The following is a 14087-nucleotide window of genomic DNA, read 5'->3' as shown; positions in this document are numbered from 1 at the left end:
TTAGGGCGTAAAACCCGCTATGGCTAATCATCCTAAAGGATTAAGCCAAAGGGTGTCACGATATCTTGATTTTTGGATTGAATCAGCCATTTTCGGTATATCCCGATTCAGATAAATCTGTTTATGCTTTAGTGAAGCATTTTGGGATAGTGCCGTTACTGCCCGATTAACTGCCTTGTCGTAAGGACGTAACCGCCGCAATGGACTGTAGCCACGTTCATTTTCAGTACAGCGAAGATTTTTCGGAGTCTGATTTAGACCAGCTCTACCGACTATTTCAGGCCGCTGCCTTTTGGGCAAAAGACCGAGACATGAAAGATATGCAGGTTGCGATCGCAAACAGCCACCCAGTAGTTACCGTTTGGGATCAAAAAACGCTGATTGGCTTTGCTCGCGCCACCTCCGACGGTATCTACCGGGCCACCATCTGGGATGTAGTGATCGACCCTAACTATCAGGGTGGTGGCCTGGGCCGTAAGCTGGTCCAGACAGTTTTGGGCCACCCCCACGTCAGCCAGGTTGAGCGCGTTTACTTGATGACCACGCATCAACAGGGCTTTTATGAGCGCATCGGCTTCCAAGCCAACTCCAGCACTACCCTGGTTCTGTTTAACCAGCCCGTCGAGCGAGAGTTTACCCCGGCCTATCGAGGCGCAGAAGCAGCCTCGTCGAGCGGCCCGTTTAGCTAATGCTCAACCCCACCGGCGACGCAGCTAAGGTTAGATCCAAAACTGCCTGGCGCAGCTGATCGAGCTTGGCCTGAACTTGGCCCTGCTGGATCAGGGTGGTCGCCAAGGTCAGCCCCGCTTCAAGCGACTCGCTAACGCCGCTGCGCCACAGGTAAAAGCCGCCATTCCAAACGGTAGAGCGCATCAGTTCGCTGGGCTCTCCCTGGAGCACCGATGCAAGCGATCGGTGCAGCCACTCATCTCCCTCAAAGGGCACGTCTTCTGCGGCAAAGCCGTAGTCTCGGGGGTGGAGCAGCACTCGTTCAATAGAGCCGTCGGGTTGCCCTAAGCCAATAATGGCGGTGCGGCTGCGAGGTAAATCGCAGCTGCCCTCTAAGCCCTTGACAGCAATAAAGCGCTGTAGCCCTCGCAGTTGGAAGGTCTGCTGAGCCAACCCCTCGGTGGGCGGATGAACATAGCCGGTAACAGTCTGGCTGGCTCCACCATAGGGCGACCACATCAGTTCAATGGTGGCAAAGGGCGGGCGCTTGCCGATCTGCTCACGGTAAGGCACCAGCGACTGAGCCGCCGGAAAATGCTGGGGCAGGTAGATAAAGCCAAATCCAGTGCGTTCTAGCAGGGTGTGGACCTGCGCCAGATCCAGGCGTTCTAGGGAGAGTCCCAGGGCTTGCCAGATTTCAATTAGGGGAATGCCTTCTTTAGTGGGCATGCGATCGCCGCCATGCAGCAGCACCGGAGCCCCCGCCGCCGCTAGGATCAACGCTGTTAGGGGAGTTACCGGAGCGGTGCGCGAGCGGCCATCGTAGGGGCAGCCCAGCACCATAACCGGAATTGCGCTAGCAATGGCAGGCAGAGTCGGGCCTAGGGCTTCGTAGGCATCTAGCATGCCTGCTAGCTCTGCCGCTGTAGGTCGCTTGATCCGGTGGGAAATCATAAACGCGCCGATCTGGGCTGGGGTAGCCTCCTGCAGCAGCATCAGCCGGGTGGCTAGGGCACTTTCCTCGCGGCTCAGGTCTTTGGAGGTATGGCTACCGCTGCCGACCTTTTTCAGTAATTCCCTAAATTCTTGGCTCATGGTGGATCACACTCTAGCGGACGAAGGCAAGTGGTGAAACGGTAGCTGCAGCAGGCCCTTGAAAGTCACTAGCCAGGGTTTTAACCAGCTCGTAAAACCGCTGTATGGGCGGGATGGTGAGCCGATCGTGAGTGGTCACCAGCACAACCTGACGACGCAACACGGGGGCTTCGGTAACTCGCACTGCCAGGGTAGGGTCCCGGCGGCACTCGGTCAGGGCAGCCTTGGGCAGCAGGGCCACGAAATTTCCCTGCCGCACGACCCCCCGAAAGGCATCTAGCGTATTCAACTCTAGCGCTGCCTGTAGAGTGCCCTCACACTTCTGAAACTGCTCTTGCACCAGCCGCTGCATCCCATAGCCGTCTTTAAACACCACATGGGGAAAACGGGACAGCGCTTCCCAGGGCACTGCCTCATAGGCTGTAAGCGGGTGATCGGCGGCCAGCAGTACCTCTACGGCTTCTTCATAAAGCGGGATCACGGCCATTTCTGGGTGGGCCGTCAGCTTGGGATTTTGCATAACAATGGCAATGTCTACCAGGCCATCTCTCAGTACCTTTAGGGATCGATCGCTACCTAAGGAACTGACCCGCAGCTGCACGTTGGGGTAGTCCTGGCAAAACTGCTGCAGAATCGGCGGCAAAAAGTGGGCGCACACTGTTTGAATCGCTGCTACACACAGTTCTGGCTGCTTTCCGGCCATCAGGTCGGCAATATCGCGCGACACCTGTAGCCAGTCCTGACAAATCCGGCGAGCTTTGGGCATTAGCCGTTCCCCCGCGATCGTGAGCTTGGCCTGCGCCCCGCGATGAAGCAGGGGCGCATCTAGATCGGCTTCTAGCGCCTGCACCTGACGGCTGATGGTGGATTGGGTAACCTGGCACTGGCGAGCAGCCGCCTGAAAGCTCCCGGTTTCCGCAACGGCTAAAAATGCCTGCAACTGCTCTATACGCATGGGGACCTAGCACCTGAAACAGTGAAATCCCAACCGAGAGTCGGTCGGGATTGTTAACTGAATAACAAAAGCCGGGGCACTGCTTAGTATCAAAAACTGCTAAACGAAGATACAGAACGTGCCTATTCGCGAAGTTTTGTCTGAAAGAATAGGTTGAAAGTTCTTTGGAAGAGGGAGGAGAGAGGAAGAAAAAGCTAACCCTTCTACTAACTCCTCTTCCACTCAGTCTAAGTGTCTCAGTGCTGCGATCGCATGTAGCCGCATGCCTTCATCGGGGTCTTCCTTCAGGACTTCTAGGGTAGCCCTGGCGGCTACGACTCTCATCTGGCCTAAGGCCAAGGCGCTCTGTCGTCGTAGCGGCTCTAGCTCTGATGATGGACGCTCCAGAGAAAGCTGCTGCAGCCAGCTGAGCAGGGCCTGAGCTGCTAGCTCTCGCAACTCTGCTTCAGGCTGGTGCGATAGGGCTGTAACAATGGCAGAGCGTTCGTCTACTGAGGCTTCCTGCCAAATCTCCAGCAGGCCCTCAACTGCAGGCCGAATCCCCATCCACCCTAGGGACTGAATGGCCTTTAGCCGCAGGGACTTAGGGGTTGTAGGGGTCTGAATCAACGCGATCAGTCGGGCCGCAGCAGTGGGCAGGGACAGGCGACCTAGCAGTGCGATCGCAGCCTGACAAACGCCTAGATGTCCGTCCTGTAGGCGCGGTTCTAGCCAGTCCATCAGGTCCTGTGGGTCCAGCTTTTGGCGGTAGGCTCCTAAGGCTCGAACTGCCTGCAGCCGCACCTCTCCCGCTGGATCAACCAGGGCTGCCTGAACGGCAGTTAGCACCCGAGGCTCGGGGTACCCAGCCAGCGCTTCTAGGGCTAGGGCCCGTAGTGGGGCTGACTCGTCTTGGGCTAGCTCTAGCAAAGGCGGAATGGTCGAGCGATGACGAATCTGAGCCAGGGCTTGGGCTGCAATGGGTTTGCGATCGCGCTCCCGCAGGGAGTGGGCTAGTGCTGCCACGGCAGAAGGGCCGATTTGAGTCAGAGCGTCAGCTGCACTTTGCCGCAGTTCCTCATCCTCAGTGGCCATAAACAGCGATAGCAGGGCAGCCACTACCTCAGGCCGGTCAAATTCTCCCAATGTGCGGGCGGCGAACCAGCGCACTTCCCAATCCAAGCTGTCGTCTCCCAGCAAGGCCAGTATGGGTGAAATGGCCTCTTCACCAAAGTTTGGCAGGCGCTTAGTTACTTCCCATCGGTCGTGAAAGTTGCCTAGCAGAAGTGTATCAATCGCTCTGTTGAGGGAAACTTCGGGTTGATCGACAGATACCGTTTGTGGACCAGTGTTATGTGAGTGGGTTTCAGACGAAGAGTACAACGATTACCGTCCTTTAAAACGTGACTCAGACTTGGCTCTTAAGTGGCGTGAATCGAAACAATGGTCTGGTTAAGCCTTAATCATTTCCCTCACAATCCCAGCTTACTTTTCTAGCTTGGAGATGCCCAGCGGGCTCTAGTAAAGGGTCGATTAAAGCGCTCTAAACGGCCCTAGCAAACAACCCCATCTACCCTATTTGTCTGGCTTACTCTACACTGCCCCACCGAGCGGTTAAAACCGATTTGCTGAATAATCAGCACCCCCAAAAGGCATTTCAGGCTCTATCTGAGGAGTACCTACCACCGGCCTGACTTTTACAAATTAGGTTGCAAATCAGAAATTTTTTTTGAGCTTGGCCATCTAGCAAAGCATCTTACTGATTCTTCTAGGTTTAGCGAAACCCAGGCGGCGAAGAAAAATGCAGGAATTGCATGAGGCCCATGCAAGGCTTACAAATTGTTTACAGAACTGTGCTTACAGATACAAAAGCCCCTTGATTTGTTGCTTAACGTAAGAGTCAAATACAGTCGGCAAAACTTTTTGTAGGCTTTGGCTGGAGCAGCAGCAGCGGCTTTTATTGGCAGCAGTTTTTGAGTCTCTCTTTTACTCTGCTTCAATTCTCAAATCGTTTCAAGAAAGTCATTTTCGAACAGCATTGACAAGACAGTCTGAGGTTCTAGGTCAAGAAAAATTTAAATATTTATATCCAACGGTTGATTTCACTGCTTAATTGTTTGCTCTCGAAGCGGGTTTAGATTACTCATTGCGTCAGTCTTGCTGTCTTTTGAAACGCTTAGTTAGGTGATCCTGTGGTTAGTTCAACTACCAAAACCGAAGAAAAACTCAACAAGTTTGAAAAGCTCAAAGCTGAGAAAGATGGGCTTGTCGTTAGAAACGAGCTAGAGCAGTTTGCTCAGGTTGGCTGGGAAGCAGTTGATGAAACCGATCTGACCCACCGGCTGAAGTGGTTGGGCATTTTCTTCCGACCGGTTACGCCTGGCAAATTTATGCTGCGGCTGCGCACTCCTAGCGGTCTGTTGAGCAGCTACAAAATGCGAGTGCTGGCCGATATTATCCAGCGCTACGGCGAAGACGGCAGCGCCGACGTCACCACTCGCCAGAACCTGCAGCTGCGGGGCATTCGCTTGGAAGATATTCCTGATATCTTCGAGCAGCTTAAGCAGGCAGGCATGACCTCTGTGCAGTCGGGAATGGACAACGTTCGCAATATCACTGCCTCTCCGGTCGCTGGTATTGACGCCAATGAGCTGATCGACACTCAGGGTCTGGTGCTCAAGGTGCAGGACATGATCACCAGTAACGGGGAGGGCAACCAGGCCTTTACCAACTTGCCCCGCAAGTTCAATATTGCCATTGAAGGGGGGCGCGACAACTCGATTCACGCTGAGATTAACGACATTGCTTTTGTCCCTGCCTATCGCGACGGTGAACTGGGCTTTAACGTGCTGGTGGGCGGCTTTTTCTCTGCCCGTCGCTGCGAAGCTGCCATTCCCCTCAATGCCTGGGTGCCGCCCGATGATACAGTCGTCGATATCAGTCGGGCCATTCTAGAGGTTTACCGGGATCACGGGCTGCGGGCCAACCGCCAAAAATCGCGGCTGATGTGGCTGATCGATGAGTGGGGTGTGGAACGCTTTCGATCTGAGGTGGAAACAGCCTTGGGGCGGCCGCTGCTCTCAGCAGCCCCAGAAGATGAAATTGACTGGGACAAGCGAGATCATATTGGCGTTTATCCCCAAAAACAAACCGGCCTAAACTATGTGGGCCTGCACGTTCCGGTTGGGCGGCTACAGGCTGGCGATCTCTATGACGTGGCCCGCCTGGCAGAAGTCTATGGCAATGGTGAAGTTCGCCTCACCGTGGAGCAAAACATAATTATTCCGAATGTTGCCGATTCTCGCCTGTCGGCTTTTCTTCAGGAGCCGCTTCTGCAGAAGTTTTCGATTGCTCCGCAGACTCTGGTGCGATCGCTAGTTTCCTGTACCGGGTCCCAGTTTTGTAATTTCGCCCTGATTGAGACTAAACAGCGGGCGCTGGCGCTGGCCCAAACCCTAGATGCCGAGCTGTCTTTGCCTCAGCCCGTAAGAATTCACTGGACTGGCTGCCCCAACTCCTGCGGTCAGCCCCAAGTAGCTGATATCGGCCTGATGGGCACTAAAGTGCGCAAAGCAGGCAAAACCTTGGAAGGAGTTGATATCTACATGGGCGGCAAAGTCGGCAAGGAAGCTCGACTAGGCGAACGGGTGCAGCAGGGAGTGGCCTGTGATGATCTGCCTGATGTATTGCGCCAGCTGCTGATAGAGCATTTCCAGGCCAGCCCAAAAACGCAGGCAAGCAACAGTAGCTTGAATGGCTCGATTTTAGTCACAGCGTCTGAATCTGCCTAAGTGGAGGGAGTAAACAAATTCAGATTTGGTTTCGAGTTGCTGCCCTAGCCCGGTTTTTCCCGTAAAAAAGTCCCTGCCAGAGCAGAACACTTGCAGGGCACACACACGCAGTTTTCATTCATTAGGAGAGTAGCACAAGATGTCTGGCAATGTGCTTCCTTTACCGGGCTTCTACACAATACTCATACAGGCGAGTGATGTCCTGCTCTGACTTCTGTTGCGGCAAAGTGGCTGTCGTGAGGTTTAAAAGGCTGGTTTAGCCACTTTTGCACCACAAACTGCCCTGAAAGGGCCTACCTAGCCAATTCAATGCTGCTTAATTCATTGCCTTTTATCTAGATCTTCATCTGCCTTATGGCTGATCCCACAAAGACTCTCTGCCCTTACTGCGGAGTAGGCTGCGGCCTAGAGGTGCTCCCTCCTGCCCTGCCCAAGCGTCCTACTCACCGCGACAGCGCAGGCAACCCCACTTGGCAGACTCGAGGAGACCGGGCTCACCCTTCCAGTAAAGGACAAGTGTGTGTCAAAGGAGCCACAGTTGCCGAATCCCTAGATAAAGACCGGCTCAAGTACCCCATGCTGCGGGAATCTTTGGACCAGCCCTTTCGCCGAGTTTCTTGGGAAGAAGCGCTGCAAACCCTGGTTGATCGAATTCAGCAGGTGCGGCAAACGTTGGGGCCAAGCGGCATCTGCATGTATGGTTCGGGTCAGTTTCAGACCGAAGACTATTATGTGGCCCAAAAACTGATCAAGGGTTGTCTAGGCACCAATAATTTTGACGCCAATTCTCGGCTTTGTATGTCCTCGGCGGTCGCGGGCTACAGCCAAGCTTTAGGCTCTGACGGCCCACCCTGCTGCTATGACGATCTAGAGCTGACGGACTGCGCCTTTTTGATTGGCACCAATACGGCAGAGTGCCACCCCATTGTCTTTAATCGGTTTAAGAAATATCACAAGAAAAACCGCAACGTTAAGCTTGTTGTCGTAGATCCCCGGCGCACCGAAACCGCTAGCTTTGCCGACCTGCATCTGGCCATTCGACCAGGTTCAGACATCACCTTGCTCAACGGCATTGCTCATCTGTTGCTGCAGTGGCGTCAGATTGACACCGAATTTATCGAGGAATGCACTCAGGGATTTGCGGCCTATACCGAGGTACTGCGCCATTACCACCCTGATCTGGTGGCTGAGCACTGCGGCATTCGGGTAGAAGAGTTAGAAACCGCAGCCCGCTACTGGGCCGACTCTAAGCGAGTTTTATCGCTATGGTCGATGGGGCTGAACCAGTCTTCGGAAGGCACTGCTAAGGTCTGTAGCCTGATCAACCTGCACCTGATGACCGGTAATCTGGGCAAACCGGGTGCTGGCCCTTTTTCTCTAACCGGCCAGCCCAATGCCATGGGCGGTCGAGAAGCTGGTGGTCTGTCTCATCTGCTGCCCGGCTATCGCAGCGTGAAGGATCCGACCCATCGGCAGGCCGTTGAGCAGGTCTGGCAACTGCCCCCAGGGAGCATTGCGGCTGAACCGGGCCTAGCAGCCTGGGAGATGATGCTAGCACTAGAGCAAGGCCAGGTAGGACTTTTTTGGATTGCAGCCACCAATCCAGCGGTTAGCATGGCAGATCTGGAGCGCACCAAAGCTGCCCTGCGAAATTCGCCCTTCACGGTCTACCAAGATGCCTATTACCCGACGGAGACGGCGGCTTTTGCCCACCTGCTGCTGCCAGCAGCTCCCTGGGGCGAAAGAACTGGGGTGATGACGAATTCTGAACGCACCGTCACCCTCTGCTCTGCGTTTAGGCCGCCAATTGGCGAGGCTCGGCCAGACTGGGCTATTTTTGCTGAGGTCGGCCGTCGTTTGGGGTTTGAGCGGCAGTTTGAGTTCACGAATGCGGCTGAGGTTTACCAAGAGTTTGTGCAGTTGACTCGCGATCGCATCTGCGACATGAGCGGCCTTAGCCATCAGCGCCTAGCCCAGGAGGGACCGATCCAGTGGCCTTGTCCAGTGGTCGAAACTCCGGCGACAGCGGCAAGCAAACGCGACAAACGGCTCTACACCGACCTGCGGTTTCCCACACCCAACGGACGAGCCAGTTTTGTGCCCTTCTATGAAAAGGGCCTGGCCGAGCCACCCGATCCCGACTACCCCTTTGTATTGACTACGGGTCGCCTCTACGGCCACTGGCACACCCTGACCCGCACAGGCCGCATCGAAAAGACCCGAGCGCTGCACCCAGAACCCTTTCTGGAAGTCAATCCTAGGGATGCCCAGCAGCTAGAGATGCAGTCGGGGGAGTGGGCAGAGGTGCGATCGCGCCGAGGCCAGCTTCGGCTCAAGGTGCTGGTCACCCAAAATATTCGGCGGGGCACTGTGTTTGTGCCGATGCACTGGGGCAGTCTCTGGGCTGAAGATGCTGACTGTAATCGGCTTACCCACCCCGAACGCTGTCCGCTTTCCCTGCAGCCAGAACTGAAAGCCTGCGCTGTTCAGGTAGTTTCCCTAGCCAAGCAGAAACACGCTCAAGAAAAGACGGCTGAACCTGCCGATATGGCCCAAACTAATTCTTTGCTAGAGTCCTCCCCATCGACTATGCTCACAGAGGTGCTTCAGCACTAATCGGGGAGAGGAGCATGTCCATTTGGCGTCGGTTGGCTAGGGAATTTGAAGATAGCGCTTTTTTAAGGCGGCTCGGCCAGTTTGAGGGGGCTATCTCAAAGGTTTTGTCCCTGGCGATGGTGGGGGTGATTTTGGTCATCGTCGTGGACCTGTTTATTGTGCTGACAACAGCTTTGAGAGTTTCTCCTGAGAATGGTTTCTTTGGGCCAACCCTGAGCCAGATTTTTGGCCTGTTCCTCAGCGTGCTAATTGCTCTGGAAATCTTGGAGAATATCACGGCCTATTTGAAGAAGCACGTTGTCCAGGTCGAACTGGTCATTGCAACGGCATTAACTGCTGTAGGTAGAAAACTTGTCATTGTGGATCTGGACAAAGTTACCGGCACTAGTCTTGTTGGTCTGGCGGCTGCCGTCTTTGCGCTATCTATCAGCTACTGGATTATCCGCATTAGCCATCGGTCATAGCCAACTCTACCGAGGTTAGGAGCTGGGTTCAGCCCGAGCTTTACCTGTGCATAGAGTAGTAGTAGCTTTCTTAAAGATTCAGCAAACCTTAGCTCAAAATCTTCGAAACTTCATAGAACTTCTTTAAGATCAGCCAATGCATCTTCACGCTGGTCCGAGGAGTCCATCTCTGTGCTCACCTCTCCTGAAACGTCTTGCCAACCCAGTCGACCTTCCTTGACGCCTACGCTCAAGGGTCGAGTTGAGTCTGCTCATTTTCCGCTCTCTCCCTCTCCAGAAATCCTAGCTACTCCCATTCACCCTGCTGTGACCAGTTCACTCAAGCGGGGTATTGATGTTGCGGGAGCTCTGGTAGGTCTGTTTCTCACGGGTCTAGTTGCGCTGCCCGTTGTCTTGGCTATTCAGCTAGACAATCCAGGTCCTATTTTCTACCGCCAGATGCGCTGCGGTTATCGCGGGCGTACTTTCCAAATCTGGAAGTTTCGTTCTATGGTCCACAATGCAGATAGGCTCAAGCATCTGGTTGAAAACCAGGCTCAGGGCCTGATCTTCAAGAACGAGAACGATCCCCGCATTACTCGAGTTGGCCGTTTTCTGCGCCGCACTAGCTTAGACGAGCTGCCCCAATTTTGGAACGTGCTCAAAGGCGACATGAGCCTAGTAGGAACGCGTCCTCCAACCCTTGATGAGGTTCGCCAGTACGAGCCACATCACTGGCAGCGCCTGAATATTAAGCCTGGTATGACAGGAGAGTGGCAGGTTAAGGGTCGCTCCAACGTTAAAGATTTTGAAGCTGTTGTCAAGATGGACCTAGCGTATCAGCAGCAGTGGTCTGTCCGATATGACCTACAGCTCATTCTTCAAACTATTCTCGTGGTACTGCGCCGCAAGGGCGCTTGTTAGTAGGGTGGTCGCTCCTTTGAACTTCTTCCCCCAAGACATTCACAGGGGGGCATTCAGAAAGAGATTGCCGCAGAGGTTGTTAAACACTAGGTTGCTAAAAACAAAGCGAGAGAAAGCATGCCACGCCTTCTCTCGCTTTGTTATATGGATTTAGAGCACTAGCAAGATTTATCGCTGAGAGGAGGTAGCGGGTCTGGTAGACTGCTCCTGCTGCTGCGATCGCAAATACTGCAGCACCTCAGAAGAAGGGAACAGCCGTATCCGTTGCAGTTGCTCGTCTAGTTGGGGGTCATCGCTGGTAGCCATTGCCGCTAGTAGCCACTCCAGAGAAAGCACCTCTATAGCGATGGCTCGGGCTTCACCCGGATTTTCTTGTGTGTACCGGGTGATTAGGGTCTGTAGATCCTGCCTAGAGAAAAACATAGGCAGAGAAGAGACCCCATCCTGCGTGATTGTTAGATAAGGCCCGTCTTCACCTCGACGGGCAAAAAACAGGGGCACTCCCCGAAAATCATCTTGAATGGTAGCTGCCGCTGTCAACTCATCCTCTTCTGGGAAGTACATGACGGGTGCTGGACCTGTTTCCTGAGATTGAGTTTCTTGGAACAGCGTTCCCAGGTCAACCAGAGCGACCTGAGCATTCGCATCTTCCTGCTGTGCCTGCTCCAAAAATTCCTGAGCTGTTTCGCCATCTAGGAAAACGACTGGCACCTTCACCTCTGCTGCGTCGGCGGAGGCAGCCGCAGTCAGCGGTTGGCCCTCCGAGTTTAGGATGAGAAAGACAGGCACCTGCTGCAGCTTATCAACAATTTGATCCTCAGGTAGCGCTTCCGCGGATAGAGGAGCCAATAGTCCAACCCCTGTCAGCACCAGAGTGGCTAGACCGCCGACAGACCAAGAGCGAAGAAGTTTTTTCATAGATCCAACCATGTGCGCACTTTAGCGAATAAACCTTATCTTACGGAGACTTCTTTGTGGAAACAGCAGAAAACGTATCTCTGCTTTCCTTAGTCTGAGCGGTGAGCAGCGATCTTCTCATCCAAGCCCTTAGAGAGTCAACTGCTCTTTACGCCAGTCATGCCGGAAGCAATCCTTCAGAGTATAGAGATTTTGAAGCAGCAAACAAAGTTCCTGACAGACAGCAATTCATTAGACGATGGTTAGTCAGACGGCGCTAGGCAATCTGATGTAAAAGAGTTTTTGCCTCATTCCATCTTTTAGGACTTCTTTGAATACGGTTGAACTCGTTGAGCAGTTCTGATACCGTTTTAAGTGCAGGGAGAGCCTAGACGGGAGAAAGGAAAGTTCGTACCTTTCCAATCCCCCTAACGCTCCCAATCTAGTCCGGGTAGAAAGGCAGCGCTAGGCTCATTTTAGCCTAGTGCCCCTGTCCAACTACCTTCGGAGGGGCTACTAGTGACCTCCCTGTTTTCCTTTAGAAGGTAGAAACATGATCACTAGCAAAACTGAATTACTGCGCTCCATTCCGGTTCTCTCAAACCAGGAAACGCTGAAGCACATCCTCATTGGAGACTACGGAGCGATCGTTGCAACGCAAAAACTGCTTGCTACTTTGAAGTACGCCGACAAGAATTTCTGGACTCAGCCGCAACCTATAGGAGCAACCGGCGAGTACATCAGCATCTTGATTAAACGCAGCGCTCCCAATACGGAAAGCTAAATCGAGATTTCAATTCCATAACTCAAACCCCTCTCATAATTTGGGAGGGGTTTCCTTTTAGAAGGATTGGGGAACTTTGTTTAGAAGAGATTATTACGTGTCCATATTGAGAAAGTTACTTATATGAAAAAAGCGTACTTTGCAGGATTGGCGTTTCTGATTTCCATTGCAGCACTCTCTCGCAATGCTGTAGCTGATCTCTACATACCAGAACCAACGCCTCGAATAGTAATTAATAGGATTATTGAAACTGGAAGATGCGATCGCTGTACTATTTCTAGCACTGATATGTCTGGTGCAAATTTAGCAGGTGCTTCCTTAAGAGCTTCTGAAATATTACGCTCTAAATTGACTCATGTTAATTTACCAGGGGCAAATTTAAGATATTCAGTCATCAGAGAAGTAGATTTGTCTAGTGCAAATTTACAGCTTGCCAACTTTGAAAATGCCAGCTTGATTTATGACACTTTAGACAATGCGGATTTAAGAGGAGCTAATTTCAGTAATGCAAACATAGCAAGCTATTTTAGAAGCACTAATTCATCTGGCGCTCGTTTTGTAGATGCTGAAATTGGAGATTCTGACTTTTCAAAATCAGATTTAACCAATACAGATTTTACGAATGCTAGCTTGCAAAATGTATACCTCCTAGAAACTGACTTGAGAGGAGCCAACTTTAATTCGACATCTTTTGAAAACGTTATTTATGATGCTCGAACACAGCTTCCAGAAGGCTTTTCTCCTCCTGATGTAGGTATGTATTTACTGGCAGCTTATTCTTCTGCCGTAGGCATTCGAGGATATGGATTAGACTTAGCAGATCAAGACCTAACGGGTTTAAACATTAGTGACTCTGAAATCTCAGCAGATTTCTCTAGAGCAGTTTTAGACGGGGCAATCTTTGAGAATTCAATTACTACAGATTCCAGTTTTCTAGAAGCAAGTCTTATTAACTCCCGCCTTTGCAACGCACGACTATGGTATACCAACTTGACTCGTGCAAACCTTCAAGGTGCTGACTTGAGAGTAACTGATTTGAGAAGGGCCATTATCGATGGCGCAAACTTTAAAAACGCGATTTACAACGCTGATACTCAATTTCCAGAAGGGTTTGACCCAATAGCAGCAGGAGCCGTTTTTTCCACTGATGAAAGCTGTGATTCTGAGGAGTGATTCTTTAGTCAAACTCATAGTTGCTATCTTCGAGCAAGACGTATGAATTGATTTGTTCTATGAAGGGCAAAAGAAATACAAAAGACATTTCCCCTTCTCTAATGCTTCGTTTACTGTAAAGTGAAGCGTTTTGATGTGAGAACAAAAACTTTGATTTGCATCAAATCCATAATCATCGATTCTAAAATCTACATCAGCTTGTTCAAAGGCGTTTAGATCCTTCCTCAAATCCTCAACTTTGTCGTCCTCCCATTCTCCTAAATTTGGAATACCTGATTCAAGAAACTCCAAAACTTTTTCCAAACTCTCTTTTGCTGCTTCTAATTGCTCAGCACATATGACACTCCAAAAATCGCGTACACTCGCAAATTCAAGATTTTGAATCTGAGTCCCCTTGCAAATTCTCATCAGTAAATCTAGGTACCATCCATGTTTACACGTACTCACTCTTAATTCAGATATATCAAAACCTTCGTTATCAATTATTTCATCAAGCAAAGCTGTGGCATCATTCCAGGACTCAAAAGCTCTAGAGTTGTGTTCTTCACTTACCAAGCAATAAGCAACAGCCAATTGAGTGCCCATTTCTAGATCCCAAGATTGTTTTGTTACAGAATGGGGTGCTGAGTTAGAGGGATAGCTTCTACATTTGAAAAATAAAACACTTTAAATATTTTTATTTTCTGAGTAGGGGAGGGATATACCTTCTCTCTTTCAATAATTAAAACTATTAAATCATTTTTATGTTTGAAGTGTAGGAG

At 51.6% G+C, this 14087-nt stretch carries 12 protein-coding genes; 7 read left to right on the top strand and 5 right to left on the bottom strand.

Features of this window, described 5'->3' with window-relative positions:
- Positions 1 to 200 precede the first annotated feature (200 nt).
- Positions 201 to 689, top strand: coding sequence for a GNAT family N-acetyltransferase (locus H6G13_RS04105; protein ID WP_190481910.1), 489 nt, complete (start codon positions 201 to 203; stop codon positions 687 to 689).
- Here the strand turns inward: H6G13_RS04105 and H6G13_RS04100 are convergent.
- The 3 genes from H6G13_RS04100 to H6G13_RS04090 form a co-directional block, all read right to left on the bottom strand.
- Positions 682 to 1764, bottom strand: coding sequence for an anthranilate phosphoribosyltransferase family protein (locus H6G13_RS04100; RefSeq protein WP_190481909.1), 1083 nt, complete (start codon positions 1762 to 1764; stop codon positions 682 to 684). The two genes, H6G13_RS04105 and H6G13_RS04100, sit on opposite strands and share 8 nt — an antisense overlap.
- A 13-nt stretch (positions 1765 to 1777) precedes the next feature.
- Positions 1778 to 2719 (bottom strand): LysR family transcriptional regulator, encoded by a 942-nt coding sequence (locus H6G13_RS04095; RefSeq protein WP_190481908.1) that lies wholly within the window; start codon positions 2717 to 2719, stop codon positions 1778 to 1780.
- 222 nt (positions 2720 to 2941) lie between these two features.
- On the bottom strand, positions 2942 to 4081 hold the full coding sequence (locus H6G13_RS04090) for a HEAT repeat domain-containing protein (protein WP_190481907.1): 1140 nt from the start codon (positions 4079 to 4081) through the stop codon (positions 2942 to 2944).
- Positions 4082 to 4890: 809 nt separating this feature from the next.
- On the opposite strand from H6G13_RS04090, the gene H6G13_RS04085 reads away from it, so the two are divergent.
- The 4 genes from H6G13_RS04085 (at position 4891) to H6G13_RS04070 (ending at position 10472) form a co-directional block, all read left to right on the top strand.
- Positions 4891 to 6489, top strand: coding sequence for a ferredoxin--nitrite reductase (locus tag H6G13_RS04085; RefSeq protein ID WP_190481906.1), 1599 nt, complete (start codon positions 4891 to 4893; stop codon positions 6487 to 6489).
- Between the two features lie 354 nt (positions 6490 to 6843).
- Complete coding sequence (locus H6G13_RS04080) at positions 6844 to 9105, top strand: nitrate reductase (RefSeq protein WP_190481905.1); 2262 nt, start codon at positions 6844 to 6846, stop codon at positions 9103 to 9105.
- Positions 9106 to 9119: 14 nt separating this feature from the next.
- Positions 9120 to 9569: a phosphate-starvation-inducible PsiE family protein gene (locus H6G13_RS04075; RefSeq protein WP_190481904.1), complete on the top strand. Its 450-nt coding sequence runs from the start codon at positions 9120 to 9122 to the stop codon at positions 9567 to 9569.
- Between the two features lie 279 nt (positions 9570 to 9848).
- Entirely contained in the window at positions 9849 to 10472 is a 624-nt protein-coding gene (locus H6G13_RS04070) for a sugar transferase (RefSeq protein ID WP_347277447.1), read from the top strand.
- Between the two features lie 168 nt (positions 10473 to 10640).
- Here the strand turns inward: H6G13_RS04070 and H6G13_RS04065 are convergent, their stop codons facing one another.
- Entirely contained in the window at positions 10641 to 11390 is a 750-nt protein-coding gene (locus H6G13_RS04065; RefSeq protein ID WP_190481903.1) for a Tic22 family protein, read from the bottom strand.
- Positions 11391 to 11922: 532 nt separating this feature from the next.
- Between H6G13_RS04065 and H6G13_RS04060 the strand changes: the two genes are divergently transcribed.
- Positions 11923 to 12153 carry a hypothetical protein gene (locus H6G13_RS04060; protein ID WP_190481902.1) on the top strand — a complete coding sequence of 77 codons (231 nt, stop codon included), beginning with the start codon at positions 11923 to 11925 and terminating at the stop codon, positions 12151 to 12153.
- Between the two features lie 123 nt (positions 12154 to 12276).
- Complete coding sequence (locus tag H6G13_RS04055) at positions 12277 to 13326, top strand: pentapeptide repeat-containing protein (RefSeq protein WP_190481901.1); 1050 nt, start codon at positions 12277 to 12279, stop codon at positions 13324 to 13326.
- Between the two features lie 57 nt (positions 13327 to 13383).
- On the opposite strand, the gene H6G13_RS04050 is transcribed toward H6G13_RS04055, so the two are convergent.
- Positions 13384 to 13911, bottom strand: a complete 528-nt coding sequence (locus tag H6G13_RS04050; protein WP_190481900.1) for a hypothetical protein — start codon at positions 13909 to 13911, stop codon at positions 13384 to 13386.
- Positions 13912 to 14087: the final 176 nt, after the last annotated feature.

Source organism: Pseudanabaena sp. FACHB-2040 (assembly GCF_014696715.1).
In the GTDB taxonomy this organism is placed as follows: domain Bacteria; phylum Cyanobacteriota; class Cyanobacteriia; order Phormidesmidales; family Phormidesmidaceae; genus JACVSF01.
Note: the sequence above shows the minus strand (reverse complement) of the source record. Positions and strands in the feature narration are given on the sequence as shown.

Coding starts and splice junctions, on each gene's coding strand:
- H6G13_RS04065 (WP_190481903.1), bottom strand. CDS start 11,390: ATGAAAAAACTTCTTCGCTCTTGGTCTGTCGGCGGTCTAGCCACTCTG.
- H6G13_RS04105 (WP_190481910.1), top strand. CDS start 201: ATGGACTGTAGCCACGTTCATTTTCAGTACAGCGAAGATTTTTCGGAG.
- H6G13_RS04100 (WP_190481909.1), bottom strand. CDS start 1,764: ATGAGCCAAGAATTTAGGGAATTACTGAAAAAGGTCGGCAGCGGTAGC.
- H6G13_RS04095 (WP_190481908.1), bottom strand. CDS start 2,719: ATGCGTATAGAGCAGTTGCAGGCATTTTTAGCCGTTGCGGAAACCGGG.
- H6G13_RS04050 (WP_190481900.1), bottom strand. CDS start 13,911: ATGGGCACTCAATTGGCTGTTGCTTATTGCTTGGTAAGTGAAGAACAC.
- H6G13_RS04055 (WP_190481901.1), top strand. CDS start 12,277: ATGAAAAAAGCGTACTTTGCAGGATTGGCGTTTCTGATTTCCATTGCA.
- H6G13_RS04060 (WP_190481902.1), top strand. CDS start 11,923: ATGATCACTAGCAAAACTGAATTACTGCGCTCCATTCCGGTTCTCTCA.
- H6G13_RS04080 (WP_190481905.1), top strand. CDS start 6,844: ATGGCTGATCCCACAAAGACTCTCTGCCCTTACTGCGGAGTAGGCTGC.
- H6G13_RS04075 (WP_190481904.1), top strand. CDS start 9,120: ATGTCCATTTGGCGTCGGTTGGCTAGGGAATTTGAAGATAGCGCTTTT.